Origin of the sequence: Streptococcus halotolerans (assembly GCF_001598035.1) — a bacterium.
GTDB lineage: Bacteria > Bacillota > Bacilli > Lactobacillales > Streptococcaceae > Streptococcus > Streptococcus halotolerans.
The window spans coordinates 1,908,212-1,933,711 of sequence record NZ_CP014835.1; the positions used below are offsets into that span (position 1 = coordinate 1,908,212).

Below are 25,500 nucleotides of genomic sequence, written 5' to 3' on the forward strand. Positions count from 1 at the left end.
CAAACATGATCACAAAAAGTGATGCATATCCAATCAACATTAATAATACCAGATAAATCACTAATAATAAGATTTTTGAGGGTTTGGATAAGGTAAGTTTAGCTTGATTTTTGATAAGTAACATTCCTGTGGCAACGTAGGCAAGGAATCCCACAAGGATTAGACAGCGAAACAATTGGCATCACTCCAATCTAGTTAAGATAGCTGCTCTTAATGTTAGTATAACACTCTTATGGTAATTTGCTTTGGCAGGGCAAACGTACGAAAGATTTTGAATGAAACAATAACGTTTTTTTGTCTTTCAACAAGATGTTTTTTGTAATTGTCACTATAGAAAAAACGAAATGGTCGATTGTTAATTGTATCATCATTCGGAAATAACTGTCTCATTCCTACTTTGATTAGTAAATTTGACACAGAGTGACTATTCGATGATGCTTATTTTCTGTTTTCCATGCTATAATGGTGATATGAAAGAAAAACTTACTGAACTAGAAAATAAGGACATGGTCTATGGTGTCCATGCGGTCACTGAAAGTCTAGAAGCTAATACTGGTAATAAACTCTACATCCAAGATGACCTAAAAGGAAAAAATGTTGACAAAATCAAGGCTCTAGCGGCCAAGAAAAAAGTATCTATTTCTTGGACACCAAAGAAAAGTTTGTTCGAAATGACTGGTGGTGCTGTTCATCAAGGTTTTGTCCTTCGTGTCTCTGAGTTTGCCTATGCAGAGCTAGATGACATTCTCGAAAAGGCAGAAATGCAAGACAATCCTCTAGTTTTGATTTTGGATGGCTTGACCGATCCGCACAACTTTGGGTCTATCTTACGAACGGCGGATGCTACTGGGGTAACTGGGGTCATCATTCCTAAACACCGTGCGGTTGGAGTAACACCAGTGGTTGCCAAAACCTCTACCGGTGCGGTTCAACACGTTCCGATTGCTCGTGTGACCAACCTTAGTCAAACTCTTGATAAGCTTAAGTCAGCGGGTTTCTGGATTTTTGGAACGGATATGAATGGGACCCCATCTCACCAATGGAATACTAGTGGCAAACTTGCTTTGCTTATCGGCAATGAGGGTAAGGGGATTTCCCAAAACATCAAAAAACAAGTGGATGAAATGATTACTATCCCTATGGATGGGCATGTGCAGAGCCTTAATGCCAGTGTCGCGGCAGCAGTGCTCATGTACGAGGTTTTCCGCAATAAAATATAAGCCATATAAGAAGGAGAAAAAATGGTAAAAAAACGTATTCTCCTGGTCGACGGTTATAATATGATTGCTTTTTGGCAGGAGACACGACAGCTCTTTAAGACAAATCAACTGGATGATGCTCGAAATGTGCTCTTGCGTAAGCTCAATAATTATGCTCATTTTGAACATTTGGATATCGTTTGTGTTTTCGATGCTCAGTTTGTGCCAGGAACACGACAGCGCTACGATCAGTACAGGGTTCAAGTGATCTTTACGGAGGAAGACGAGACGGCTGATAGCTACATCGAGCGTTTAGCAGCAGAGCTCAACAATCCAATCCATTTAGTAGAAGTGGCGACTAGCGATTTGAACGAACAATGGACCATTTTCTCACAAGGGGCGCTCCGAGTATCGGCGCGTGAATTGGAAGAGCGTGTCAATACCGTTAAATCTGATTTGGACAAGATGTCGCAAAGTATTGATTTGAAAAAACCAAGATTGAGGCCATGGGACGACCATCAACTCTCTAAATTGAAAGGTCTTTTGAATGAGTTGTAAATCGTCTGACCGCAAGGAGATCATAAATCTCAAGTAGATGTTTTGAAACTATCTTTTAGATAGTTTTTTTGTTATAATGTAAAAAAACTTTGATATTCAAAATATTTGAAAAGAGAATGAAATGACTTTTAAACTTGTAACAGACTCAACTGCTGATCTTAATGAAACCTGGGCTAAAGATAATGATGTAACGGTTTTAGGCTTGACGATTAGCCTAGACGGAATGACTTATGAGACCGTTGGAGATAATCGCATAACATCAGAAGAGTTATTGGCAGCTATGCAAACTGGAAGTAACCCAACAACCAGTCAAATCAATGTTGGGGTTTTTGAAGCTTATTTCCGCCAAGAGGTTCAAAAAGGAAATAACCTTTTGTATATGGCTTTTTCGTCAGTATTGTCAGGAACTTATCAGTCTGCAGTGATGGCACGCGAGATGATTTTAGAAGAATACCCTGAGGCCCGTATTGAGATTGTCGATACCTTAGCTGCGGCTGGTGGTGAAGGCTTTTTGGTTATGCTAGCGGCTGAAAAACGTAATCAGGGTCAGCCATTGGATCAGGTTGTCGCAGACATGAAAGCCGTCAGCCCTTATTTGTATAGTCATTTTTTAGTGGATGATCTTTATCATTTGATGCGCGGAGGTCGCCTGTCAAAAAGTTCGGCTGTTATTGGGAGTTTGATCAATATCAAGCCACTGTTATGGATTAACGATCAAGGAAAACTGGCACCCTTGACCAAAGTGAGAGGGCGTAAAAAAGGGATTAGAGAGATGGTTGAAAAGTCTCTCGAAGATTTAGATTATACGACAGTCGTTCTTGCCCATGCTGGTGACACCGAAGCGGCTCAAAAAATAGAAGAGTATTTATTAGATGAAAGTGGTGTTAGGTGTGTTATCCAGCTACCTCTAGGACCTGTTATTGCAGCTCATGTCGGCCCTGGAACGCTAGCTATCTTCACCATTAAAAAAAGTCCGAGATAAATGAGAAATAAAAAGAAAAAACACTTGACTTTAATCGATGTTTTTTGATATGATATTAAACGGTATTGTTTACCCCATTTGAAAGGCCCCGGAACCTTCCAAATACTTTTGGTGGGACGGAACACCCACCGCACTTGTAAACAAATATTACGAATTCGTATAGGAGAAATCATGAACAAAACAACTTTCATGGCTAAACCAGGCCAAGTTGAACGTAAATGGTACGTTGTTGACGCAACAGATGTGCCACTTGGACGTCTTTCTGCAGTAGTTGCTAGCGTACTTCGCGGAAAAAACAAACCAACTTTCACTCCACACACTGATACAGGTGATTTTGTGATTGTTATCAATGCTGAAAAAGTTAAATTAACTGGTAAAAAAGCAACTGATAAAATCTACTACACTCACTCAATGTATCCAGGTGGATTGAAACAAATCTCTGCTGGTGAACTTCGTTCTAAAAACGCTGTGCGTTTGATCGAAAAATCAGTTAAAGGCATGCTTCCACACAACACTCTTGGACGTGCACAAGGCATGAAATTGAAAGTCTTCACAGGCGCTGAGCACGCACATGCTGCTCAACAACCAGAAGTACTTGATATCTCAGGACTTATCTAATCTAAGAGGAAAGGAGCAACATAAACATGGCACAAGCACAATATGCAGGTACTGGTCGTCGTAAAAACGCGGTTGCACGCGTTCGTTTGGTACCAGGTACTGGTAAAATCACAGTTAACAAAAAAGATGTAGAAGAGTACATTCCACGTGCAGACCTTCGTCTTGTTATCAACCAACCATTTGCAGTAACTTCAACTGAAGGTTCATACGACGTTTTCGTAAACGTTATTGGTGGTGGATACGGTGGTCAATCAGGTGCAATCCGTCACGGTATTGCACGTGCGCTTCTTCAAGTAGACCCAGACTTCCGCGATTCATTGAAACGCGCTGGACTTCTTACTCGTGACGCACGTATGGTTGAGCGTAAAAAACCAGGTCTTAAGAAAGCACGTAAAGCATCACAATTCTCAAAACGTTAATTATCAGCGATATATCAACGTTTCAAAGCACTTCATGGTTCACACCATGGGGTGTTTTTTGATGATTTTTTAACAAAATTCACACCACTTTTCACACCAAATTCCCGCCACTATTAGTATGTTGTAGTTCAAGTTACTGCAAAGTAATGATGAGTTTTTCAATACAGATGGTGAATTGAAATAGAAAGTATTAGTATAAAAGACTATCGGTATCGTTTTTTAATGGATTGTCGTAAAAATCTCATAGAAGCGTTGCTCTATTACTATTTCAGTTAGCAGCGCTATTACCCTATTTTCTTCAATATAGGACGCTTTATCATTTTGTGACTTTTTATGTTCTCTTTGAAATGCCTGTATTTAATTGGACAAGAAAAAGACAAACCTCAAAACTGACGTCTGTCTTTGTTGTGAAGCCAGCACTAGATGTTAGCTTATTTTTTTTTCTTCTTAAAAAGTGACAAGGGGAATTGCTGGATGATACTAATGGCAATAGTAATAGCAAAGGCTGTTACAAAGGATGTTCTCATATGTGTCATCGCTAATTCGCTTGAACCTGTTAGTAAGAAGTAAATGCCACGGTAGAAACTTAGTCCGGGAATCAAAGGGAACATGCTGGTAGCTAGGAAAATAGTCATTGGTGTCTTCCGTCTAGCAGCTAGAATTTTTGATATCAAAGTGGCAAAGAGGCCGGGAATGAAGATAGCGATGATATCCATTCCAAAATTTTCTTTCAAAATCAAGTAAAGCACCCAAGAGACGGCACCGATGATTCCAATATCCAGCAAATAGCGTTTGGGAACATTATAGGTAATCGAAAAGGCAATTGTGCCAATCCCTGCGGCAAGTGTTCTTATCAAGAAGCCAATCACTGTAACTGTTTCCGTTGAGAAAGTTCCTGTCATTTGATCCGCAAAGGGGAGAATTTCAGTCATCCCAGCTACGCCAGCTGAAATGGAGATACAGGTCATGATGGCGGACATTAGTAGGGTAAAGCCGATTGAGAAATTATTATGAGAAATCTCTCGCACAGCGTTAATGAAGAATCCTCCTGGTACCATAATCATCAAGGCACCTAAGATAATGATACTTCTTGTTTCTCCGAGTCCAAGAAAATAAAAGAAGTTGACAGATAAACTGACTATCGAACTAGCTAGGATGGTGGTTAGAAATGGGGTGTGAATCCGAGCAGATCCTACTTGGATAAACCAACCAGCGAGCAGACCAGCGACAGCAGCTGCGAAAGAATCAATGGGTGAGCTTCCTAGCGCTAGAGAGAAGCCACCAGCACCAAAGAAGTAGGCTGCCAAAATAGTCCAGATAGAATATAAGACACTATTGTTGATTTCTTTTAAGCGATGAAAGACATACGAGGGAGTTACCTTGTTTTTTTTCGATAGGCTTCTAGAAAGAGCATTGACGGCTTCTAGTTTACCTAAATCCATGGCAGTTTCATTAACATTCATCACTTTTGATTCTTGATACCCCAGTTGATTGGTGCCTGAAGCGATAATGCCTTGATTGACTACGTAAACCTCGAATTGCTCGATATCTAAAGAGTCAGCAATATGGTTCATTGTGGTTTCGATACGGAATACCTCGGCTCCTGATTCCATGAGAATACGTCCAGCAAAGAGGACGGCATCGATTTCATTTTTAAGGGTGGCAATTGGACGTCGTTTCATTTGCTTTCTGGCTCCTATCCTATTTCGTAATATATCTCAAAAGTAAAGAAAAATACGCTTAGATGTTAACTCCACTCTTGGTAGCTGTTTTTTTAATTAACCGATTGTATCTACATTATAAAAGGTGCTCTCCTTTTTGACAATGCTTGAGCTAAAAATCCTTAAAAATGTTAAAAATTTCTTGATTTTATCAGCAGAAGTGATAAGATAGAGAATAACATTTTGAATTTTTGGATAATTCAAAAAATATTTTACTAAGGAGAGTGCTATGACAACCAACAATATGTCCAATTACAGTTATGGGGTGGATTGCTTTCAGGAAATTCCTCAAGTTCTGAAGTCTTATCATGTTAGGAGCGTAGCGCTCATTGGTGGTGAGAAAGCCTTGGCTAGTTCAGCTGACCAAGTGGTTACGATTTTAGAAACAAATGGCTACGAAGTGACTGGTCAGTTTATCTATGGGACAGATTCGACCCAGTCCAATATCGACAAACTAGTGGCTAATCCAGATGTGGCTCGTGCGGATATCATTTTTGGATTTGGTGGCGGACGTGCGCTGGATACGGCTAAGATGGTGGCACATGAACTAGAAAAAGATATCATGACCTTCCCGACCATCTGTTCTAATTGCTCAGCCGGAACAGCTATTGCCGTTATTTATAAGGATGATCATAGTCTCCTTAAATATGGCTATCCTGAAACGCCAGTTCATATCTTTATTAATACTAAAGTGATTGCCGAGGCACCAGTTAAGTATTTCTGGGCAGGCATTGGAGATGGGATCTCTAAGGCCCCTGAAGTGGAACGTGCTGCTTATAAATATGAACAAGGCGGCGGTAAGCTGTCGCATACAGGCGTTTTAGGCCGAGCGGTAGCCCTCTCTTCAAAAGATGCTTTTTATGAGTATGGTCAAATGGGATTAAAAGATGTCGAAAATAATAGACCATCAAAAGCAGTAGAGGAGATTGCTTTAGCTATTCTTGTCTCTACTGCTTATGCTTCAAACTTAGTGAACCAACCTGATTTTTATTTCAACTCTTGTCATGCTCATGCTTTTTATAATGGGACAACAGCTGTTAAACGTGACGGTGAGCATCTTCACGGTGCAGTAGTAGCTTTTGGTGTTATGGTACTTCATGCTTATTTTAATGAAACAGAAGAACTGCATAAAGTCGCTTCTTTCAATAAATCCCTTGGCTTACCAGTAACCTTGAGCGATATTGGTTTGACAGAAACAGACATAGCAGCAGTGCTTGAATTAGCTTTGACAACCAATGAGTATAAACACACACCATTTGAGGCAGAGCGGTTTAAAGCAGCCATTCTAGCAGCAGATCAAGTGGGACAGTCTTTGGCTTTGGCTTGAACTTATTAGAGAAAACGTCATATCACTTGTCAAGCTTCCTTAATAAAGGGGGGTGATGGCTGATTGCTGGAATTGTGAAAGAGGTTGTCTCTTTATTGAAAATTCACAATAAAAGTTTTGACGAAAGACTATTTTTAGCGTAAAATAGAAAGGAATGATAACATAAGGAGAATAGGCCTTGGAATTAGAAGTATTTGCTGGTCAAGAAAAGAGCGAACTTTCAATGATTGAAGTGGCTCGTGCAATTTTAGAAGAACGTGGTCGCGACAATGAGATGTATTTCAGCGACATGGTGAATGAGATCCAAGTCTACCTTGGAAAAACGGATGCAGATATTCGTGAGTCTCTCCCATATTTCTACTCAGATTTGAACATCGATGGAAGTTTTATCCCATTAGGTGATAACCGCTGGGGTCTTCGCTCATGGTACGCAATCGATGAAATCGACGAAGAAATCCTTACCTTTGAAGAAGAAGGTGAGGATGCACCAAAACGTAAGAAAAAACGTGTCAATGCCTTCATGGATGGTGACGAAGATGCGATTGATTACAACGCTGATGATCCAGAAGATGAAGACTACACAGCTGCAACAGAAACGATCGAGTATGATGAAGAAAATCCAGATGATGAAAAATCAGAGGTTGAGTCATACGACTCTGAGTTGAATGAAATCATCTCTGATGACGAAGTTGTTGAAGAAGATGTTGATCTAAACGAAGAAGATGACGAGTTCTCTGACGACGAAGACGTTGAGGAGTAAGCAGTAGCTTCTCTTAATCAATCCTACATATTTATAGCAGCCTGTACCTCTTTGGAGGTTATGCGAAGCTCTCTAGTTAAGGCTAGGGAGCTTTTGTCTGCTATTTATTTTATGGGACTTACTACCAAAATGGTTTTCGTGACAGCAATCGATGACTAACCACTGTCTTATTTTTCGGGTTGGTTAGTTTCAAAATAGCACGCAAAAACAATATCTTGTTTTGAGAGTTTTTGCTAAGGTCTTATAAAGTTAGTGCCTGGCTAACCATACTGATTTTGGTTAGACTAAGGTAGAGATAATCTATCGTTCGAATAGGGCGATGCATGGAGGCAATCGTATATGGCTTCGTTGAAGTCATCTGCGATTGTCTTTTTCATTTTGCTTTGAAAAAGGGGAGTTAAACAGACTTTCAGAATTTTTAGTTCTTTTTGCCCAAGCTATCCTATTATGGTGTGAATTGGATGCCATTGATTTTATAGTTTTTTGAATTAAGATTATGGCATCTTCGCTTTCGCCTTACCCTACTCAATTGCTGCCCGTATCTCAGTTCTTTGTCTCAAAGTTAATTCATTCGACTATATTTGAGAGATTGGTTGCTAGCGTTAGTTATTTTTTAGAAGAGGTGTCCTGTTATTGACCAAGGACATTGTTGTGACTGGTGGTGTGATATTGTCTATTGGTAAGAGATAGTGGTAAACCAGCACCATTTAGAATGGCAACTCTGCCTCAATTCTGTTGAAGAGTTGCACACCACTTTTATGACACAAGCTGTTGCTAGTCACAGCTAAAAGTGATTTGAATTTGACAAAACATTAGTGCTATAATAATACTCAAAGAAAATCAATATCGGAAGAAGCATGTTAAGAAAGTTTAGGCTAGCGTATAGTTTTTAACTAAAACTAGCTTTCTTTTGATTGTAGATGACTATCATCTTAAAGAGAGGTTGGCTATGGCATCTTTATTGCTCCCTTTGCTGGAACGTGTGGGGCTCATCATTCTCTTGGCTAATCTATTAATGATTAGTCCTTTTTATAAAAAAATGATGTATCACCGTAAAGAGACGAAGGCTAAATGGCTGTTGATTGCAACCTTTAGTGTCTTTGCTATTATTTCCAATTTTACAGGAGTTTTGGTGACATCGTCTACGAGTATCGACAGTGGTAATGCTGTCAGCTTGACGGCTCACGCTTCGATAGCCAATACTAGGACTTTAACCATTGGCATGTCAGGCTTGATTGGTGGTCCTTTTGTCGGCGTGTTTGTTGGTTTAATTTCAGGAACGGTTCGTTGGCTACAGGGGGGGAGTGTCCCTTACACTTATTTTATTTCGTCACTGTTAATTGGTCTTTTATCAGGTTTTGTTGGCCGTATCAGCCTGCGTAAAAATACTTACCCAGCCATTTGGCAAGGTAGCCTTTGTGGTGTCATGATGGAGATGGTTCAGATGCTTTGTATCTTCATTTTTCTTCCCAACAAGGCTAATGCTATCGCTTTGATTGAAACGATTGCTTTACCAATGGTTCTGGTTAACGCCTTAGGGACTGGCATTTTTCTCTCTATTATTTTGGGGACCCTTCGGCAAGAAGAAAGCATGAAAGCTATTCAGACTCATGATGTTTTAGAGTTAGCTAACACGACCTTGCCTTATTTTAGGCAAGGATTGACACCTGAGTCGGCAGTTAAGGCAGCTGAGGAAATCAAACGGTTTATGCGCGTGTCAGCAGTTAGCGTGACCAATCGCCAGTCGATATTAGCCCACGTTGGAGCAGCCAGTGACCATCATATTCCCACTAAGAAGATCATTACTGACTTATCTAAAGAAGTGATTGAGACAGGAGAAATTCATGTGGTCAGGCACAAACACGACATTGGCTGCTACTACCCCGATTGTCCTTTGTCAGCTGCCATCGTGGTCCCTTTAATGGTTAAAACCAAAGTGCTTGGAACGTTTAAATTATATTTTACCAACGCAGATGATTTGACCTATGTTGAAGAACAGTTGGCAGCTGGTTTAGGGAATATCTTCTCATCACAATTAGAACTAGGACAAATGGCTTTGGAGCAAGGGCTATTAAAAGATGCAGAAATCAAATCCCTTCAAGCTCAAGTTAACCCTCATTTTCTGTTTAATGCCATCAATACTATTTCTGCTTTGATGCGTATCGACAATGAAAAAGCACGCCATTTGCTCCTTCAACTAGGAAAGTATTTTCGTTCTAATATTAAGAGCACTCGTGAAAATGTTATTAGCGTTGAGGATGAACTGGCTCATTTGCAAGCTTATTTAGCCATTGAACAAGCTAGATTCCCCAATCGTTACCAGATTGATATTGATGTCTCAGAAGAGTTATACCAGTCGGGGATTCCGCCGTTTGTGATTCAGATTTTGGTGGAAAATGCTTTAAAACACGCCTTTCCAGGTCGTAAAAAAGACAACCACGTTTGGGTGCACTTGGCTCCAGCTGATCAGAACCATTTCCTCTTGGAAGTCTGCGACAATGGCTGTGGTATTTCGAAAGAACTTCAAGATAAACTAGGTAAGGAAGTAGTGCCTTCGCAACGAGGAACAGGATCAGCTTTGGAAAATCTCAACCGTCGCCTGACAAGCTTATATGGCGACAATGCTCAGTTTAGCATTGCGTCTGACCAATTGGGGACTTGTTTCAAGATCCTTTTACCCAATAGACCCGTGGAGGAGAGTGTGTAATGAAAGTAGTTGTTATTGATGATGAACCCTTGGCACGTATGGAATTGTCCTACTTGCTTGAACAAACCAATGATGTGACAGACATTTGGGAAGGTGAGTCCATCGATGATGCCTTCCAATTGATTTTAACCCATCAGCCTGATCTGCTTTTTCTTGATATCCATTTGACAGATGAGAGCGGACTTGATTTGGCTAAGAGGCTAAGCACAGTCCCACAGGCCCCTTTGATTGTTTTTGCTACAGCTTATGATAATCATGCTGTGGAAGCCTTTGAGGTTAATGCTTTAGACTATATTCTAAAACCTTTTGAGCAGGATAGAATTCAACGGACTATCCATAAAGCCAAGCAAGTCTTATCAACCGAAGTGGAACAATCTGAAAAAGGAGCTGAAAAGTCCAGTCGGCGTTTGACAGTTGAGACGGATGAGCGCATTTACTTGATCCCATTTGAGGATATTATTTACTGTGAAGTACAAGGTAAGGAAACAACGGTTTATACTAAAACAGCTAGCCATACGAGTCATACCAGTCTGTCTGCCATAGAAAAGCTGTTGACGACAGACCGTTTCATGAAAGTTCATCGCAGTTATTTGATCAATCAGGACCAAATCAAGGAAATTCAACCGTGGTTCAATCAAACCTACCAGATTACCATGACCAATGGCGGAAAGGTTCCTGTTAGTCGATCATACCTGAAGGCATTTAAGGAACGCTTAGGTTTATAAAGTGTATTTTAGGAAGTTAAAACAGCATTTCATACCAAAAAGAAAGCGTTTTATACCAAAAAGAGCCAATGAGCTCTTTTTTTAGTTATACTAAAACCATCGAAAGCAAGATAAACAGTGAAAAGGAGTTACTCATGAAAAAACATTACTCAGTTCTCTATCAAAGTGTTGTCCTCGGTCTTATCGTTCTTATTTCAAAAGTGATTGAAACTTTCCTACCATTTACAATGCCATCGTCGGTTATTGGACTTATCTTATTATTCTTGGCATTGACCTTCAACGTTATTAAGTTAGAACAAGTTGAAAAAGCTGGTACAGCTTTGGTTGATAATATTGGACTCTTCTTTGTGCCAGCTGGGATTTCAGTAATGAATTCCTTTGGTATTTTAAAAACTCACTTTATCCTCAATATTCTTTTAATCTTCCTTTCAACGTTGATTCTCTTGGTGGCAACTGGTTGGATGACTCAAGTGCTTATGGCGGCAAATCCTGTTACTCTTGTGACAACTGTTAAACAGTATTTTGCTAAGAAAAAATCAAGTGTTCAAAGTGAATTAAAACCAAGCGACTCATACTGGAATAACTAAGGAGGTAGTCACATGGCTGTTTTAGTAGACGTTTTAAAAGAATCTCCAATGTTCGGTGTCCTACTCACCATTAGTAGTTTTTTCATCGGTCAAGTCCTCTTTAAAAAGTCAAAAGGTTTCTTCCTTTTTGCCCCTCTCTTTGTTGGGATGGTCTTAGGGATTATGACTCTTCTAGCGACAGGTATTAGTTTTGAAGAGTATAATAAAGGTGGCCAGATTGTTAGTTTCTTTCTGGAGCCAGCAACTATCGCCTTTGCGATTCCTCTTTATAAAAGACGTGATGTTTTAAAAAAATATTGCTTCCAAATTGTTGGTGGCATCACTTTGGGAAGTATTGTTGCTGTTTATGGTATTTATATGGTATCAACCATCATGGGTTTGGGACGTCAAGTGACAGCGTCAATGTTGCCTCAAGCAGCTACAACAGCTATTGCTATGCCAACTTCAGTTGCTCTCGGAGGTTCAGGTGAATTAACATCGCTAGCGTGTATCTTGAATGCTGTTATCATCTATGCTTTAGCAAGACCGCTCTTGAAACGCTTTAAAATCAAAGATCCGATTGCGCGTGGTATCGCACTTGGAACGGCAGGGCATTCACTCGGTGCTTCAGTGGCACAAGACATGGGGGAAGTAGAAGCGTCAATGGCGTCGATTGCTCTTGTACTTGTTGGTGTCATTGTTACAGTTGTTGTTCCAATCTTTGGAAGCATCCTAATGTAAGACTGAAGCATAGATGAGTTTTCTTGGGGGATGGACACATCTTCAGACTCCTCGAAAGATCAAAACTCAATGATCAAAAAAGAACTCTTAGCAATGTGGATTTAGTAAAGATTGCTGAGAGTTTTTCGTTGCTCAAAATGAAATGAATTTTTTTAGCTTTAAGTCGCAGGTCTTTTCTTTTTGGGAAATTCTCAGTACAATAAGAGTATGAAAAAATGGATTATTAGTCTCATCATCTTGGTGACACTTGTTTTATTAACGACAGCTGGCGCTAGTGCCTACTTTTTCTATGTGGCACAATTCCGTTCTGAAAAAGACTTTATCAACAACAAAGCTCGCACGCCAAACAGTTCACTTTATCAAGACGAACAAGCCTTCAATCGCTTACCTAAAGAAAAGCGTTACTTAACTAATCAAGGGTTAAAACAAGTTGCTTGGTATGTTCCTGCTGAGAAAAAATCAGACAAGACGGTTATTGTTGTTCACGGATTTACCAATGATAAATCAGACATGAAACCATACGCCTATATGTTCCATCAGTTGGGTTACAATGTTCTAATACCTGATAATGTCGCCCACGGTGACAGTCAAGGGAACATTATCGGCTACGGTTGGAATGATAAAGATAATGTGATTAAGTGGACCAATAGCTTAATTACCGGGAATCCTAAACAGAAAATCACTCTCTTTGGTGTTTCTATGGGTGCCGCGACGGTCATGATGGCTAGTGGTGAAGAACTTCCTAAACAAGTCACAACTATAATAGAAGATTGTGGCTACACAAGCGTTTGGGAAGAACTTTCTTATCAAGCTAAAGACATGTATGGCTTAAAACCATTTCCAATTTTGTATGGGGTATCAGGTATTTCTAAACTGTTAGCTGGATTCACTTATGGAGAAGCTAGTTCGGTTAAACAGTTAGCTAAAAATGACTTACCAGTATTATTTATTCATGGAGATGCTGATAAGTTTGTGCTGACAGATATGGTTTATGACAATTTTAAAGCTAGCCAAGGACCAAAAGAACTTTATATTGCCAAAGGTGCCAAACATGCACAATCTTTCGAAAAAGATCCCAAAACCTATCGCCAAAAAATTAAGGATTTTTTGAAAAAATATCAAAAATAGTATTGACACTTCTCTTAACAGCTGTTATAATAATTTTTGTTGTTAAGAACAGCGGAAATGGCGGAATTGGCAGACGCGCAGGACTAAGGATCCTGTGACCGCTTTAGGTCGTGGGGGTTCAAGTCCCCCTTTCCGCATAGTGAAACCAAGTCTTCAGCTTGGTTTTTTTGTGGCTCTTTGTCAACTGTAGTGGGTTGACTTATAGCTAACACCGAGAGAGGACTAGTTTGGTCTTCTCTTTTGTTGTGTTCAAAGCAAGATAAATCCGTTTTTTGAAGTTTTCATCTTCCTAAAGCCAAAAGCATTTCGCTTAATGACTTTAATAAGGTTGTTGGTCGCCTCTAGTTTTGCATTGGAATAAGGTAGTTTCAAGGCATTAATAATCTTCTCTTTGTCTTTTAGAAAGGTTGACAAGACGGTCTTGAAGATGGGATGGACCTGTTTGATGGTATCAGAAATGAGTTCAAAGAAGTGTTTCTCCTGCTTTTCTTGGAAATGAAAGAGAAGGCATTGGAAGAGTTCATAGTGGTGACGTAGCTCATCAGAGTAGCTCAAAAGACGTTGCACAATCTCTTGATTGGTCAAATGCATGCGAAAAGTTGGACGATAAAACCGTTTATCGTTTAGGTTACGACTATCTTGTTGGATAAGTTTCCAGTAACGTTTTAAGGCCTTATAGTCGTGAGATTGACGCTCAAATTGGTTCATGATTTGGATACGGAAACGGTTCATGGCACGAGATAACTGTTGAACAATGTGGAACCTATCGAGAACAATCTTCGCCTTAGGAAACAGTTGCTTAGCGATGTCATAGTAGGGACTAAACATATCCATGGTGATGACTTTGACACGACTGCGCACCTTGTGAGAATACCGCAAAAAATGATTTCTGATGACAGCTTGCGTCCGCCCATCAAGGATAGCGATAATCTTGTTAGCATCGAAATCTTGGGCAATAAAGCTCATCTTTCCCTTCTTAAAAGCATATTCATCCCACGGCATGTTCTCAGGTAACCAGGTTAAATCGGTCTTGCACTCAAAGCGGTTGAGTTGCCGATAGACGGTTGAGACAGAGACAGACAGGTCTTCAGCGATTTTTGTCATTGCCTCACGACTCATGAGTTTGTCGGTGATTTTGTGGTTAATGATGTTGGGAATCTGATGATTTTCTCTGACCAGAGAGGTCTTAGCGACAGCCATTTTCCCACACGCTTGACATTTGAAGCGACGCTTTTTGAGACGAATCAGTACTTTACAACCCGCCATTTCCAGATAGGGAATTTTGCAAGGCTTTTGGAAATCGTACTTTGTCATTTTTCCTTGACAAACAGGGCATTGCGGGGGATCATCATCTAACTTGGCATGATACTCTCTGTGAGTGAAAAACTTGTCAAATGTCTTTTCAAAAGTGATGTTAGGGTCTTTAATGTCAAGCGACTCTTTGATATAATCTAATTGTTCCATATGAGTCTTTCTAATGAGTGGTTTGGTTGCTTTTCATTATAAGTCATATGGGACTTTTTTGCTATATTCAAAAAGACTCCATAATCTCCGAGGGGAATTTACCCACTACAGAAATTATAGAGCCTTTTTTGTTAGCTAAAACACTGGTTAACGTAGTCATTTCTTACGGTTATTAAAGCAAGGGTTGGTCAGGGTCTAATAATAAGTGATATATTTCTCATTCTTTTGATTTAGAAAACGCTTAACTTAGAAGAAAACTGGTTTTTTAACCTCATTTGTGCTAAAATATAGAGCGTAAAGGGGAAATAATCCCCAAAAATATAGAGGAGGCCTTTATAATGGCAATCGTTTCAGCAGAAAAATTCGTCCAAGCAGCTCGTGACAACGGCTATGCTGTAGGTGGATTTAACACAAACAACCTTGAATGGACACAAGCTATTTTGCGCGCAGCAGAAGCTAAACAAGCTCCAGTTCTTATCCAAACTTCAATGGGTGCTGCTAAATATATGGGTGGTTACAAAGTATGTCAATCACTTATTGCTAACCTTGTAGAGTCAATGGGTATCACTGTACCAGTTGCTATTCACCTTGACCACGGTCACTATGAAGATGCACTTGAGTGTATCGAAGTTGGTTACACTTCAATCATGTTTGACGGTTCACACCTTCCAATCGAAGAAAACCTTGAAAAAGCTAAAGAAGTTGTTGCTTTGGCACACGCTAAAGGTGTTTCTGTAGAAGCTGAAGTTGGTACAATCGGCGGTGAAGAAGACGGTATCATTGGTAGCGGAGAACTTGCACCAGTTGAAGACGCTAAAGCTATGGTTGAAACTGGGATCGACTTCTTGGCTGCTGGTATCGGTAACATCCACGGTCCATACCCAGAAAACTGGGCAGGTCTTGATCTTGACCACTTGAAGAAATTGACAGAAGCTGTACCTGGTTTCCCAATCGTACTTCACGGTGGATCAGGTATTCCTGATGATCAAATCCAAGCTGCTATCAAACTTGGTGTTGCTAAAGTTAACGTTAACACTGAAAGCCAAATCGCCTTCTCTAATGCGACACGTGCATTTGCTCGTGCCTACGATGCAGACGAAGCAACTTATGACGGTAAGAAACTCTTCGACCCACGTAAGTTCCTTGCTGACGGTTTCAAAGCTGTTCAAGGTGCTGTTGAAGAACGTATCGACGTCTTCGGATCAGCAGATAAAGCTTAATTTAAGATTTATGACTAAAACCAGCCGTAAGGTTGGTTTTTTGTCGTCAAAAGTTTTAGATAGTAGTCCAATTTCAAATGCCATTTAGAATGAAGTTAAAAACTGTATGGAGAATTCAGAATCTAAACATGGCTCCTTTTTTGTTAGGAATCAATTTTTGACGGAGTTTTTTTACTGTTTTTGTCAATTGTTTAAGCATGATTGGGGCTAGCCCTAACACTTTTCATCAATCCAGCTCTTAACAAATAGAACCTGTTGTATTTAAGGTAACACTTTCATTTTATTTTTCAGAAAACCAAAAGAATGATAAAAATATCTTGTTTTGTTTTTGGGTTTCTGCTATAATAGTAAGGTATGTGGTGCTAGCACATCCAAACATATTCTACGTAGGAGGAAAACACGAAATGGCTAAAGTATGTTATTTTACAGGTCGTAAGACTATGTCAGCTAACAACCGTTCACACGCGATGAACAAAACAAAACGTACAGCAAAACCAAATCTTCAAAAAGTTACTGTTCTTGTTGACGGTAAACCTAAAAAAGTTTGGGCTTCAGCTCGTGCCCTTAAATCAGGTAAAGTTGAGCGCGTTTAATAGTTAAAGAAGTTGGATGTTTGTCATCTAGCTTTTTTATTTCCTCAAAGTATTATCTTTTTTTACAAAGTCTCTCTATTATGATAAAATGAAGTGATAAAAACTTTTTGAGGTAGTGAATATGACTGTAAAAATCAATACAAAAGATGGTCAAATTGAACTCTTAGACGATGTTATTGCAACAGTCGTTGGGGGTTCGGCAACAGAGATTTTTGGTGTTGTTGGTATGGCTAGTAAAAGCGCTATTAAAGACAATTTCCAAGCCCTTCTTCGTAAAGAAAACTACGCAAAAGGTGTTGTTGTCAAATCAACAGAATCAGGAATTTCCGTAGATGTTTACACTGTAATGAGTTATGGTGTGAAAATCAGTGAGGTTTCCAAAAACATTCAAGAACGTGTCAAGTTTAATTTAGAAAATCAACTAGGCATTTCAGCTGAAACAGTGAATGTTTATGTTCAAAATATCAAGGTTGTAGGAGAAGAGTAGTGTCAAATATTACAACAAGTTTATTCCAAGAAATGGTTCAAGCAGCAGCTACACGTCTTGGTAAACAAGCTGAATATGTCAATTCCTTAAATGTCTTTCCAGTTCCAGATGGTGACACTGGGACAAACATGGGGATGACTATGGATAATGGAGCTAAGGAAGTTGCTGATAAGCCTGCGACAACTGTCGGCCAGGTTGGTCAGATTTTGTCTAAGGGTCTATTGATGGGTGCTCGTGGAAACTCAGGTGTTATCACTTCACAATTGTTTCGCGGTTTTGGACAAAGTATTAAAGACCTTGATGAACTAGATGGTAAAGCTTTAGCTGATGCCTTTCAATCAGGTGTAGAAGTTGCCTATAAGGCCGTTATGAAGCCTGTTGAAGGAACCATTTTGACAGTTTCACGTGGTGCCGCAACAGCAGCGAAAAATAAGGCTGAAGTGTCAAATGATGCTACTGAAGTAATGCGTGCAGCAGTTGATGGTGCAAAAGCGGCTCTTTTAAAAACGCCTGATTTACTTCCCGTTCTTAAAGAGGTAGGAGTGGTTGATTCTGGTGGTCAGGGACTCGTTTACATTTACGAAGGTTTTTTGGCAGCCTTGACAGGTGACTATTTATCTTCAGAAGACTTCCAAGCAACGCCTGCAACTATGTCTGAGATGATTAACGCTGAACACCATAAATCCGTAGCCGGTCATGTAGCGACTGAAGATATTACTTTTGGTTACTGTACTGAAATTATGGTAGCGCTTGGTAAAGGTCCAACACATGTTAAAGAATTTAATTATGAAGAATTTCAAGGTTATTTGAGTGGTATTGGTGACTCACTTCTAGTGGTTAATGACGATGAAATTGTCAAAGTACACGTTCATACTGAGGATCCAGGACTTGTTATGCAAGAAGGCTTAAAGTACGGGTCTCTTGTTAAAGTTAAAGTTGATAACATGCGTAATCAGCATGATGAAGTTCTTGAGAGAACAAGTTCAGAAGCGTCTGTAACTCCGAAGGAAACAAAAGAGTATGGCGTGATCGCAGTCGTAGCTGGAGAAGGATTGGCAGATATTTTTAAAGCGCAGGGTGCGGATTATATTATTTCTGGTGGTCAGACAATGAATCCATCAACTGAAGATATTGTTAAAGCTATTGAAGAAGTTAATGCTAAGAATGTTATTATCTTACCAAACAATAAAAATATCTTTATGGCTGCTCAATCAGCAGCAGATGTCGTGGACATCCCAGCAGCAGTTGTGGAATCTCGTACCGTACCACAAGGTTTGACGAGTCTTTTAGCTTTTGATCCCTCTAAAACTTTGGAGGATAACGTAGTGGCTATGTCTGCTAGCTTATCTGACGTTGTTAGTGGTAGCGTCACCTTGGCTGTTCGTGATACGACAATCGATGGTCTTGAAATTCATGAAAATGATATTTTGGGAATGGTTGATGGTAAAATTCTGGTTTCCACCCCTGATATGGAAGCGGCTCTCTTATCGACATTTGAAAAAATGTTAGATGAAGATAGTGAAATTGTAACCATCTACGTTGGGGAAGATGGAGAGCAAGAATTGGCAGAGTCAATTGCTGACAAGCTTGAAGCAACTCATGAAGATGTAGAAGTTGAGATCCATACTGGAAGCCAACCTGTCTACCCTTACTTGATGAGCGTTGAATGATGATTATGAATAAAAAAGTCTGAGTGTCATTTGGCACTCAGGCTTTTTGGGTACGACAGGCATGCCATAAATCTGAGGTGAAAGTCCTCTGAGGGCACCAGTTGTCGGTGAAGTCAATAACGATTTCCGAGCTGGACTATCGTGAGGAGGTAGCAGATTGAAATAGTCTGAGGATAGACTGTCTTAGGTCTGACGCTAGAAACTGAAACCATCAGAGGAAGGCATGGCGAAATCGTGACACTACGAACAGAAAAAAACGTGATAGTAAGGCGTACGTAGTGGATAAGGGGCTCAAAATGCTAAAGTCCCAAAAGGTAGTTGTCACCTATATGTGTTAATTACAAGAGTAATTGAATAATGGACTATTGCAAGAAAATAGAAATGACATCTAACCTTAACATTATCTATGAGCTTTCTAAGAATTAATGACATAGCATTTCATCATGAATGGTTACTATGTCAGTAGTAGAATAAACGACAAGTGCGACATTGTCCCGTAGCCTTATTTTCTCTATTTTCATTCTACTATTAATAGTAACAGGAATCAAGTTGTTCGAAATGTCTGATAAACCAAGCTTTACTCTGTTATGAGTTAGCCTTATCAGTATTTCGTAGTGGTGGGAAACTTGTCTCTTTGACATTTGTTAGTAATGGCTTGATGAATTAGTCTTTTATTGCTCTTACAATAACAAGAGGATATGAGGTTTGGTTGATAGATGAAAGAAATGGTTTGATGTGTTTATCGTTTTTACATTAGAAGTTTATTTAATGAAAATAGATATTATATCTAACCAATCCATTATTTTCTTATTTTTTCAATAACTATTAGGTGGATATTTGACACTGCTTTCATACTTGATATAATAATAGTATTAAACGTTTCAGGAGGAACTGTTACTATGGCACTTATTTTTCCGCTTGTCATCTTGATTATTGTTTTGACCATAATTGCTAGTACACTTTATGTGGTCAGACAGCAGTCGGTGGCTATTATAGAACGCTTTGGTAAATATCAAACCATATCGACTAGTGGCATTCATGTGCGATTACCATTTGGTATTGATAAGATTGCTGCGCGTGTGCAATTACGTCTACTTCAAAGTGAAATTATTGTTGAAACAAAGACAAAAGACAATGTCTTTGTCACACTTAATATTGCTACTCAATACCGCGTCAATGAGCAAAATGTTATTGACGCTTATTACAAATTGATGAAACCTGAAGCACAGATCAAATCATATATTGAGGATGCCTTGCGTTCATCAGTTCCTAAATTAACCTTGGACGAATTGTTTGAGAAAAAAGATGAAATCGCTTTGGAAGTACAACATCAAGTTGCTGAAGAAATGTCAACTTATGGTTATATCATTGTTAAAACCTTGATTACTAAGGTTGAGCCAGATGCTGAAGTTAAGCAGTCAATGAATGAAATCAATGCAGCTCAACGTAAACGTGTGGCCGCACAGGAGTTAGCAGAAGCCGATAAAATTAAGATTGTTACAGCAGCTTCAGCTGAAGCTGAAAAAGACCGTCTACATGGGGTAGGTATTGCCCAACAACGTAAGGCTATTGTTGATGGGTTGGCAGACTCTATTCAAGAACTTAAGGATGCCAATATTAGTTTGAATGAGGAAGAAATCATGTCTATCCTTTTAACCAATCAATACCTTGATACACTCAATACTTTCGCTGCAAATGGTAATCAAACCATCTTTTTACCCAATACACCTAATGGTGTCGATGATATTCGAACTCAGGTATTATCAGCTTTAAAAGCAAATAAGTAAACTAAAAAGCCAAGAGATGTGTTTCTCTTGTCTTTTTTGGTTATGTGGCTTTAAGCCCAGTCTCGCTCCGATAGGTGCGAGACAAATAAACCACCCGCTATGCGGGTGCGCATCGACTGTTATACAAAAAAATCTCCAAACGCAATACAATAAAGGTGTTCAAGCCTACTGTAAAGCGAAAGGAGATAATGATGTGGCACAAAAGGCACATAGTTTATCACACACAAAATGGATGTGTAAATATCACATTGTGTTTACCCTTAAGTATAGACGAAAAGTCATTTATCATCAAAATAGAAGCAGTTTGGGCGAGATATTTCGCCGATTATGCAGTTATAAGGGGGTAGAAATTATAGAAGGACATCTGATGCCAGACCATGTTCATATGCTAGTGAGCATCCCACCACGAATAAGTGTATCAAGTTTCATGGGATACCTAAAAGGTAAAAGTGCCTTAATGATGTTTGATAAACACGCCAATTTAAAATATAAATTTGGGAACCGCCCATTTTTGGGCAGAGGGATATTACGTGAGTACGGTCGGTCTCAATGAAGCCACGATAAAGAAATATATTCAAGAACAAGAGAAGCATGATATAGCACTAGATAAGTTGAGTGTGAAAGAGTATGAAGATCCCTTTAGGGATAGTGGCAAGTAGTACCACTGCCTCTTTGAGAGGCTAGCGACGGGTCAAGAGCAGTGAGGCTTGAACAAAGTGAAAGCCAGCGTCTTTAGGCGCTGGCTGGTAATGTGGGCTTATAGCCCCGGTTCAAACCACCCGTTAGACGGGTGGTCATGATTGATGACATAATAGTATTAGTTACTTTTGCCTCTGCGTTTGAAGTCGTGGATGATTTTAAGAGCACGTTTACGTGTCTTGATATTTGGACTTTTAAGACGACGGTAGGCTGATGAAAGATCTGTTTTTTCTGCCATGGTTTCCTCCTTATAAAAAGTAGTCATTGCAATGACTATCTCATGATAACATAAAATAGTTAACCGGTAAAGTATTTTGTGATGACATTTTGACAATTACCTTTATTTATACTCAATGAAGGCCAAAAGCAAACCAGGCGATGATGATGCGAATAGAACTGAAGTTTATCGAACCAAGTCAGTAACCCCCGCTTTTGATTTTCGAAGGTTATTAGAAGCATAAGATTGTTGTCTTTAATTGATAGCAGATAAAAAGAGCTGACTATGTCAACTCTCTGATATTATCTTTAATTCAAGAAGCGTTTCAAGAATTCTTTAGTGCGTTCTTCTTGCGGATTTTCAAAAATTTGTTGTGGCGATCCTTCCTCAGCGATGACTCCCTTATCCATGAAAATGACACGATCAGAAACATCACGAGCGAATTCCATTTCATGAGTTACGATAATCATCGTTAGGCCTGATTTAGCTAAATCTTGCATCGTTTTAAGCACTTCGCCGACCATTTCTGGGTCAAGAGCAGAAGTTGGTTCATCAAATAAGATGGCTTCTGGATCAACGGATAGAGCGCGAGCGATGGCCACACGTTGCTTTTGTCCACCAGATAATTGACTAGGACGAGCCTTCCAATAGCGTTCTCCCATACCGACTTTTTCAAGGTTTTCTTTGGCAATGGCTTCAGCTTCAGGACGGCTGCGTTTTAGTACAGTCGTTTGCGCCACAATAGCATTTTCTAAAACATTTAGATTGTCAAAAAGGTTAAACGATTGGAATACCATACCAAGTTTTTCTCGATAAGTGGTTAGTGGGTAGCCTTTTTCGAGAACATTCTCACCATGATAGATAATGTTACCTTCTGTTGGAATCTCTAATAAGTTAATCGAACGAAGGAGGGTTGACTTACCGGAACCAGATGAACCGATGATAGAGATAACCTCACCTTTATTGATACTTAATGAAATGTCCTTGAGAACTTCATTGTTACCAAATGATTTTTTGAGATGTTTGATTTCTAAAATAGGATTAGTCATGTGCCACCTCCTCAACTTGCATTTGGTTAGCACCAGTAGTATAAGTGTCGACGTCCATACGACGCTCAATGAATCGAAGGATACGGGTCACAGTAAAGGTCAATACGAAATAGATAACGGCGATAACTGTGAAGGTTTGGAAATATTGGTAGGTTTGTGTTGCGACAGTATTCCCAGAGAAGTAAAGTTCCACAACGGAGATAACGTTCAATACGGAAGTATCTTTGATATTGATAACGAACTCATTACCAGTAGCAGGTAAGATATTGCGGATAACTTGTGGTAAGACAATTTTACGCATGGTCTGGTTATGGTTAAAACCAAGTGCAGTAGCGGCTTCGAATTGTCCTTTATCAACGGCAAAGATACCACCACGCACGATTTCACTCATATAGGCACCTGTGTTGATTGAAACAATGAAAATAGCAGCTAGGGTACGGTCAAGAGAGACCCCAAAGGCTTGGGCAGTTCCATAATAGATAACCATGGATTGTACAATCATCGGAGTGCCACGGAAAATTTCGATATAAATGTTGAGTAGCCAACCAAAGAGTTTTTGAAGAATGGCAAGAGCCTTGTTGCTGGCTTTAGGAGCTGTACGGTAGACACCAATCAAGAGACCAATGATAGTCCCAATGACAGTCCCTAAAATGGAAATCAAGAGTGTGATACCGGTACCGCGAAGCAATTGTTCCCAGTTGTTTTTGACGATATCAGCAACCTGCCCAAAGAAACTCTTAGCAGCTTCGTCATCGCTATTATCCGAAGGTTGTTCGGCAATCATTTTATCCATCAGTTTGATGCGATCACTTTCAGAAATAGTGGCGAGCACGTCATTAACCTGCGATATACGCTTATCTCCTTTACGCATACCGACAGCAGTAGCAGCGTTTGACTCGTCAACTTTAAAGCCAGGTTTCAAGGTAAGCATTTTAAATTTACTGTTAGCTTCCTGGGCAGTCAGGGCTTCTGGACGTTCAGAGATGTAAGCATCGATAACGCCTGAAGAGAGGGCTTGACGCATTTGAGAGAAGTCTCCCATAGGTGTTTGAGGATTAGCATCTTTTAAATCTGCAAGAAGGTCGACATGCCATACCCCTTGTTGGGCCGTCACTTTAGCATCTTTGAAATCTTTGATGGATGTTGCATTAGCATAATCACCATCTTTGGTGACCACAATGACTGGCTCACTAGTATAATAACTATTTGAGAAGGCAACTTCTTTTTTGCGTTCTTCAGTAGGACTCATACCTGCAGCAATCATGTCAATTTTGCCTGAAGTCAGGGCAGGAACGAGACCTTCCCATTTTGTCTTAACAACAAGGAGTTTTTTACCCATGCGTTTAGCAATCTTTTGTGCTACTTGGACATCGTACCCATTAGCATATTGCTTAGTTCCTTCAATTGGCGCAGCGCCATTTGAGTCATCATCTTGCGTCCAGTTAAAGGGGGCATAGGCAGCCTCCATCCCGACACGCAAGTACTCATCTGCTTGCGCTTTTGTTACTCCTCCGAATAATAGGAGTAAAGCTGCAAAACAGCCTAAAAAAATCTTTTTCATGAAAGACTCCTCATTTTTTATTGTGTCTTCTCCATTTTACAAGAAACCAGAGTCTATTTCAATATGAAATCACTTAAAATGAAGAATAATGATGCAATAATCGTTTAATAATAATAGTTGCTGCGCCATTTTTGTGGATGTTTTGTTATAATAGAAGACAAGTTTAAATATAGGAGTTTGCATGCTAATCATAGAAATTTTAAAGGCTATCTTTTTTGGCATTGTCGAAGGTGTCACAGAGTGGCTTCCTGTATCAAGTACAGGTCATCTCATTTTAGTTCAAGAATTTCTTGCATTCAACCAGTCAAAAGACTTTGTTGATATGTTCAATATTGTGATTCAATTAGGGGCTATTTTAGCCGTTATTGTTATTTATTTCGAACGTTTAAATCCATTTCAACCTGGAAAAACGAAGCTAGACATTCAGTTAACTTGGCAGCTTTGGTTAAAAGTTGTCATAGCTTGTATTCCATCAATTTTAGTTGCTCTACCTTTTGATGATTGGTTCGAGCGTCATTTTAATGCTATGTTTCCAGTAGCGGTTGCCTTGATTGTCTATGGTATTGCCTTTATTGTGATTGAGAAGCGTAATGCAACGAGAGAGCCCAAAGTGACTGACTTGGCAAGGATGTCTTATAAGACAGCTTTGTTTATTGGTGTTTTCCAGGTGCTTGCCATTGTCCCAGGGACTAGCCGTTCGGGCGCTACGATTTTAGGAGCCATTATTTTAGGGACCAGTCGTTCTGTGGCGGCAGACTTTACCTTCTTCTTGGCTATTCCAACCATGTTTGGCTACAGTGGCTTGAAAGCTGTTAAGTTTTTTATTGATGGTAATGTTCTTAATATGCCACAAGTGCTGATCCTCTTGGTGGCTAGTGTTACTGCCTTTCTCGTCAGTCTTTACGCAATTAAGTTCTTGACAAATTATGTTAAGAGACATGATTTTACTGTCTTTGGTAAATATCGTATTGTTTTAGGGATTATTCTCATTCTTTATGCCTTAGTCAAGGCTGTCATTTTATAATATCAATGGGGAGTTAAAATTCCTCCTTGTTGAAATGACGCTTAAAGTTTGGGGATTCTCTGTTAAGACAAGGAGTGAGTTCTGTATCGCAGGGTTCAGTCCCTTGAATGTTAGTTTGATTCGTTTGTGATCAAGTCGGATTGGAATGAAACAAAAACAGTACAATCGCAATATCATCTTGATATGGAATAATCACTAGATTTTATTAAACAAGCCGAAAAGTATTGCCTAATGACAATACTTTTTTTAGTTGTTGTCCTTTTTTGTTTCAATTGACC

Annotated in this window: 23 protein-coding genes, 1 tRNA gene and 1 pseudogene; 20 read left to right on the forward strand and 5 right to left on the reverse strand. The window is 39.5% G+C overall.

Going from position 1 to position 25,500, the window contains the following annotated elements:
- Positions 1-470 precede the first annotated feature (470 nt).
- From rlmB to rpsI, 5 genes are all read left to right on the forward strand, one after another.
- Positions 471-1,220: a 23S rRNA (guanosine(2251)-2'-O)-methyltransferase RlmB gene (rlmB, locus tag A2G56_RS08730; RefSeq protein WP_062712534.1), complete on the forward strand. Its 750-nt coding sequence runs from the start codon at positions 471-473 to the stop codon at positions 1,218-1,220.
- Between the two features lie 21 nt (positions 1,221-1,241).
- Complete coding sequence (locus tag A2G56_RS08735) at positions 1,242-1,757, forward strand: NYN domain-containing protein (protein WP_062711617.1); 516 nt, start codon at positions 1,242-1,244, stop codon at positions 1,755-1,757.
- Positions 1,758-1,878: 121 nt separating this feature from the next.
- The gene (locus A2G56_RS08740) at positions 1,879-2,739 is read left to right on the forward strand and encodes a DegV family protein (protein WP_062711620.1); all 861 of its coding nucleotides are present in this window, start codon (positions 1,879-1,881) and stop codon (positions 2,737-2,739) included.
- A 171-nt stretch (positions 2,740-2,910) separates the two neighbouring features.
- Entirely contained in the window at positions 2,911-3,357 is a 447-nt protein-coding gene (gene rplM / locus A2G56_RS08745) for a 50S ribosomal protein L13 (RefSeq protein ID WP_062711623.1), read from the forward strand.
- Between the two features lie 26 nt (positions 3,358-3,383).
- Positions 3,384-3,776, forward strand: coding sequence for a 30S ribosomal protein S9 (rpsI, locus tag A2G56_RS08750; RefSeq protein ID WP_062711625.1), 393 nt, complete (start codon positions 3,384-3,386; stop codon positions 3,774-3,776).
- 431 nt (positions 3,777-4,207) lie between these two features.
- Here the strand turns inward: rpsI and A2G56_RS08755 are convergent, their stop codons facing one another.
- Positions 4,208-5,458, reverse strand: coding sequence for a threonine/serine exporter family protein (locus tag A2G56_RS08755; RefSeq protein WP_062711628.1), 1,251 nt, complete (start codon positions 5,456-5,458; stop codon positions 4,208-4,210).
- A gap of 268 nt (positions 5,459-5,726) precedes the next feature.
- Between A2G56_RS08755 and A2G56_RS08760 the strand changes: the two genes are divergently transcribed.
- From A2G56_RS08760 to A2G56_RS08795, 8 genes are all read left to right on the forward strand, one after another.
- Complete coding sequence (locus tag A2G56_RS08760) at positions 5,727-6,824, forward strand: iron-containing alcohol dehydrogenase family protein (RefSeq protein ID WP_062711631.1); 1,098 nt, start codon at positions 5,727-5,729, stop codon at positions 6,822-6,824.
- 178 nt (positions 6,825-7,002) lie between these two features.
- Positions 7,003-7,584 carry a DNA-directed RNA polymerase subunit delta gene (gene rpoE, locus A2G56_RS08765; protein ID WP_062711634.1) on the forward strand — a complete coding sequence of 194 codons (582 nt, stop codon included), beginning with the start codon at positions 7,003-7,005 and terminating at the stop codon, positions 7,582-7,584.
- Between the two features lie 949 nt (positions 7,585-8,533).
- Positions 8,534-10,291 (forward strand): sensor histidine kinase, encoded by a 1,758-nt coding sequence (locus tag A2G56_RS08770; protein WP_062711637.1) that lies wholly within the window; start codon positions 8,534-8,536, stop codon positions 10,289-10,291.
- A complete protein-coding gene (locus tag A2G56_RS08775) occupies positions 10,291-11,016 on the forward strand; it encodes a LytR/AlgR family response regulator transcription factor (protein ID WP_062711639.1) in 726 nt (241 codons plus the stop codon). Before A2G56_RS08770 ends, A2G56_RS08775 begins: the two co-directional genes overlap by 1 nt.
- A 134-nt stretch (positions 11,017-11,150) precedes the next feature.
- Entirely contained in the window at positions 11,151-11,603 is a 453-nt protein-coding gene (lrgA, locus tag A2G56_RS08780) for an antiholin-like murein hydrolase modulator LrgA (RefSeq protein ID WP_062711641.1), read from the forward strand.
- Between the two features lie 12 nt (positions 11,604-11,615).
- Entirely contained in the window at positions 11,616-12,323 is a 708-nt protein-coding gene (gene lrgB / locus A2G56_RS08785; RefSeq protein ID WP_062711643.1) for an antiholin-like protein LrgB, read from the forward strand.
- 207 nt (positions 12,324-12,530) lie between these two features.
- Positions 12,531-13,451: an alpha/beta hydrolase gene (locus A2G56_RS08790; protein WP_062711645.1), complete on the forward strand. Its 921-nt coding sequence runs from the start codon at positions 12,531-12,533 to the stop codon at positions 13,449-13,451.
- 51 nt (positions 13,452-13,502) lie between these two features.
- A tRNA-Leu gene (locus tag A2G56_RS08795) sits at positions 13,503-13,588 on the forward strand.
- Positions 13,589-13,656: 68 nt separating this feature from the next.
- Here the strand turns inward: A2G56_RS08795 and A2G56_RS08800 are convergent.
- A protein-coding gene (locus A2G56_RS08800; RefSeq protein WP_099091483.1) for an ISL3 family transposase occupies positions 13,657-14,915 on the reverse strand; the annotation gives its coding sequence in 2 pieces (ribosomal slippage) (positions 13,657-13,736 and positions 13,736-14,915; 1,260 coding nt in all).
- Between the two features lie 338 nt (positions 14,916-15,253).
- On the opposite strand from A2G56_RS08800, the gene A2G56_RS08805 reads away from it, so the two are divergent.
- The 6 genes and pseudogenes from A2G56_RS08805 to tnpA all read left to right on the forward strand — a co-directional run bounded on the left by A2G56_RS08805 (position 15,254) and on the right by tnpA (position 21,331).
- Complete coding sequence (locus A2G56_RS08805; protein ID WP_062711647.1) at positions 15,254-16,135, forward strand: class II fructose-bisphosphate aldolase; 882 nt, start codon at positions 15,254-15,256, stop codon at positions 16,133-16,135.
- A gap of 404 nt (positions 16,136-16,539) precedes the next feature.
- Entirely contained in the window at positions 16,540-16,728 is a 189-nt protein-coding gene (gene rpmB, locus A2G56_RS08810) for a 50S ribosomal protein L28 (RefSeq protein ID WP_062711650.1), read from the forward strand.
- A 121-nt stretch (positions 16,729-16,849) separates the two neighbouring features.
- Positions 16,850-17,215, forward strand: coding sequence for an Asp23/Gls24 family envelope stress response protein (locus tag A2G56_RS08815; RefSeq protein WP_062711653.1), 366 nt, complete (start codon positions 16,850-16,852; stop codon positions 17,213-17,215).
- Complete coding sequence (locus tag A2G56_RS08820) at positions 17,215-18,885, forward strand: DAK2 domain-containing protein (protein ID WP_062711656.1); 1,671 nt, start codon at positions 17,215-17,217, stop codon at positions 18,883-18,885. Before A2G56_RS08815 ends, A2G56_RS08820 begins: the two co-directional genes overlap by 1 nt.
- An 899-nt stretch (positions 18,886-19,784) precedes the next feature.
- Positions 19,785-20,672: an SPFH domain-containing protein gene (locus A2G56_RS08825; protein WP_062711659.1), complete on the forward strand. Its 888-nt coding sequence runs from the start codon at positions 19,785-19,787 to the stop codon at positions 20,670-20,672.
- Between the two features lie 193 nt (positions 20,673-20,865).
- Positions 20,866-21,331: pseudogene (tnpA, locus tag A2G56_RS08830) on the forward strand (IS200/IS605 family transposase).
- A gap of 158 nt (positions 21,332-21,489) precedes the next feature.
- On the opposite strand, the gene A2G56_RS10515 reads toward tnpA, so the two are convergent.
- From A2G56_RS10515 to A2G56_RS08840, 3 genes are all read right to left on the reverse strand, one after another.
- A complete protein-coding gene (locus A2G56_RS10515; RefSeq protein ID WP_017768991.1) occupies positions 21,490-21,609 on the reverse strand; it encodes a putative metal homeostasis protein in 120 nt (39 codons plus the stop codon).
- 287 nt (positions 21,610-21,896) lie between these two features.
- On the reverse strand, positions 21,897-22,637 hold the full coding sequence (locus A2G56_RS08835; RefSeq protein WP_062711662.1) for an amino acid ABC transporter ATP-binding protein: 741 nt from the start codon (positions 22,635-22,637) through the stop codon (positions 21,897-21,899).
- Positions 22,630-24,198 (reverse strand): ABC transporter substrate-binding protein/permease, encoded by a 1,569-nt coding sequence (locus A2G56_RS08840; protein WP_062711665.1) that lies wholly within the window; start codon positions 24,196-24,198, stop codon positions 22,630-22,632. Before A2G56_RS08840 ends, A2G56_RS08835 begins: the two co-directional genes overlap by 8 nt.
- A gap of 181 nt (positions 24,199-24,379) precedes the next feature.
- Here A2G56_RS08840 and A2G56_RS08845 point away from each other — a divergent pair, with 181 nt between their 5' ends.
- Positions 24,380-25,222 carry an undecaprenyl-diphosphate phosphatase gene (locus A2G56_RS08845; RefSeq protein ID WP_062711668.1) on the forward strand — a complete coding sequence of 281 codons (843 nt, stop codon included), beginning with the start codon at positions 24,380-24,382 and terminating at the stop codon, positions 25,220-25,222.
- Positions 25,223-25,500: the final 278 nt, after the last annotated feature.

Bases quoted from the DNA above. Each gene is read 5' to 3' on its own strand.
- rlmB (WP_062712534.1), top strand. From the start codon at position 471: ATGAAAGAAAAACTTACTGAACTAGAAAATAAGGACATGGTCTATGGT.
- A2G56_RS08735 (WP_062711617.1), top strand. From the start codon at position 1,242: ATGGTAAAAAAACGTATTCTCCTGGTCGACGGTTATAATATGATTGCT.
- A2G56_RS08740 (WP_062711620.1), top strand. From the start codon at position 1,879: ATGACTTTTAAACTTGTAACAGACTCAACTGCTGATCTTAATGAAACC.
- rplM (WP_062711623.1), top strand. From the start codon at position 2,911: ATGAACAAAACAACTTTCATGGCTAAACCAGGCCAAGTTGAACGTAAA.
- rpsI (WP_062711625.1), top strand. From the start codon at position 3,384: ATGGCACAAGCACAATATGCAGGTACTGGTCGTCGTAAAAACGCGGTT.
- A2G56_RS08755 (WP_062711628.1), bottom strand. From the start codon at position 5,458: ATGAAACGACGTCCAATTGCCACCCTTAAAAATGAAATCGATGCCGTC.
- A2G56_RS08760 (WP_062711631.1), top strand. From the start codon at position 5,727: ATGACAACCAACAATATGTCCAATTACAGTTATGGGGTGGATTGCTTT.
- A2G56_RS08770 (WP_062711637.1), top strand. From the start codon at position 8,534: ATGGCATCTTTATTGCTCCCTTTGCTGGAACGTGTGGGGCTCATCATT.
- A2G56_RS08775 (WP_062711639.1), top strand. From the start codon at position 10,291: ATGAAAGTAGTTGTTATTGATGATGAACCCTTGGCACGTATGGAATTG.
- lrgA (WP_062711641.1), top strand. From the start codon at position 11,151: ATGAAAAAACATTACTCAGTTCTCTATCAAAGTGTTGTCCTCGGTCTT.
- lrgB (WP_062711643.1), top strand. From the start codon at position 11,616: ATGGCTGTTTTAGTAGACGTTTTAAAAGAATCTCCAATGTTCGGTGTC.
- A2G56_RS08790 (WP_062711645.1), top strand. From the start codon at position 12,531: ATGAAAAAATGGATTATTAGTCTCATCATCTTGGTGACACTTGTTTTA.
- A2G56_RS08805 (WP_062711647.1), top strand. From the start codon at position 15,254: ATGGCAATCGTTTCAGCAGAAAAATTCGTCCAAGCAGCTCGTGACAAC.
- rpmB (WP_062711650.1), top strand. From the start codon at position 16,540: ATGGCTAAAGTATGTTATTTTACAGGTCGTAAGACTATGTCAGCTAAC.
- A2G56_RS08815 (WP_062711653.1), top strand. From the start codon at position 16,850: ATGACTGTAAAAATCAATACAAAAGATGGTCAAATTGAACTCTTAGAC.
- A2G56_RS08825 (WP_062711659.1), top strand. From the start codon at position 19,785: ATGGCACTTATTTTTCCGCTTGTCATCTTGATTATTGTTTTGACCATA.
- A2G56_RS10515 (WP_017768991.1), bottom strand. From the start codon at position 21,609: ATGGCAGAAAAAACAGATCTTTCATCAGCCTACCGTCGTCTTAAAAGT.
- A2G56_RS08835 (WP_062711662.1), bottom strand. From the start codon at position 22,637: ATGACTAATCCTATTTTAGAAATCAAACATCTCAAAAAATCATTTGGT.
- A2G56_RS08840 (WP_062711665.1), bottom strand. From the start codon at position 24,198: ATGAAAAAGATTTTTTTAGGCTGTTTTGCAGCTTTACTCCTATTATTC.
- A2G56_RS08845 (WP_062711668.1), top strand. From the start codon at position 24,380: ATGCTAATCATAGAAATTTTAAAGGCTATCTTTTTTGGCATTGTCGAA.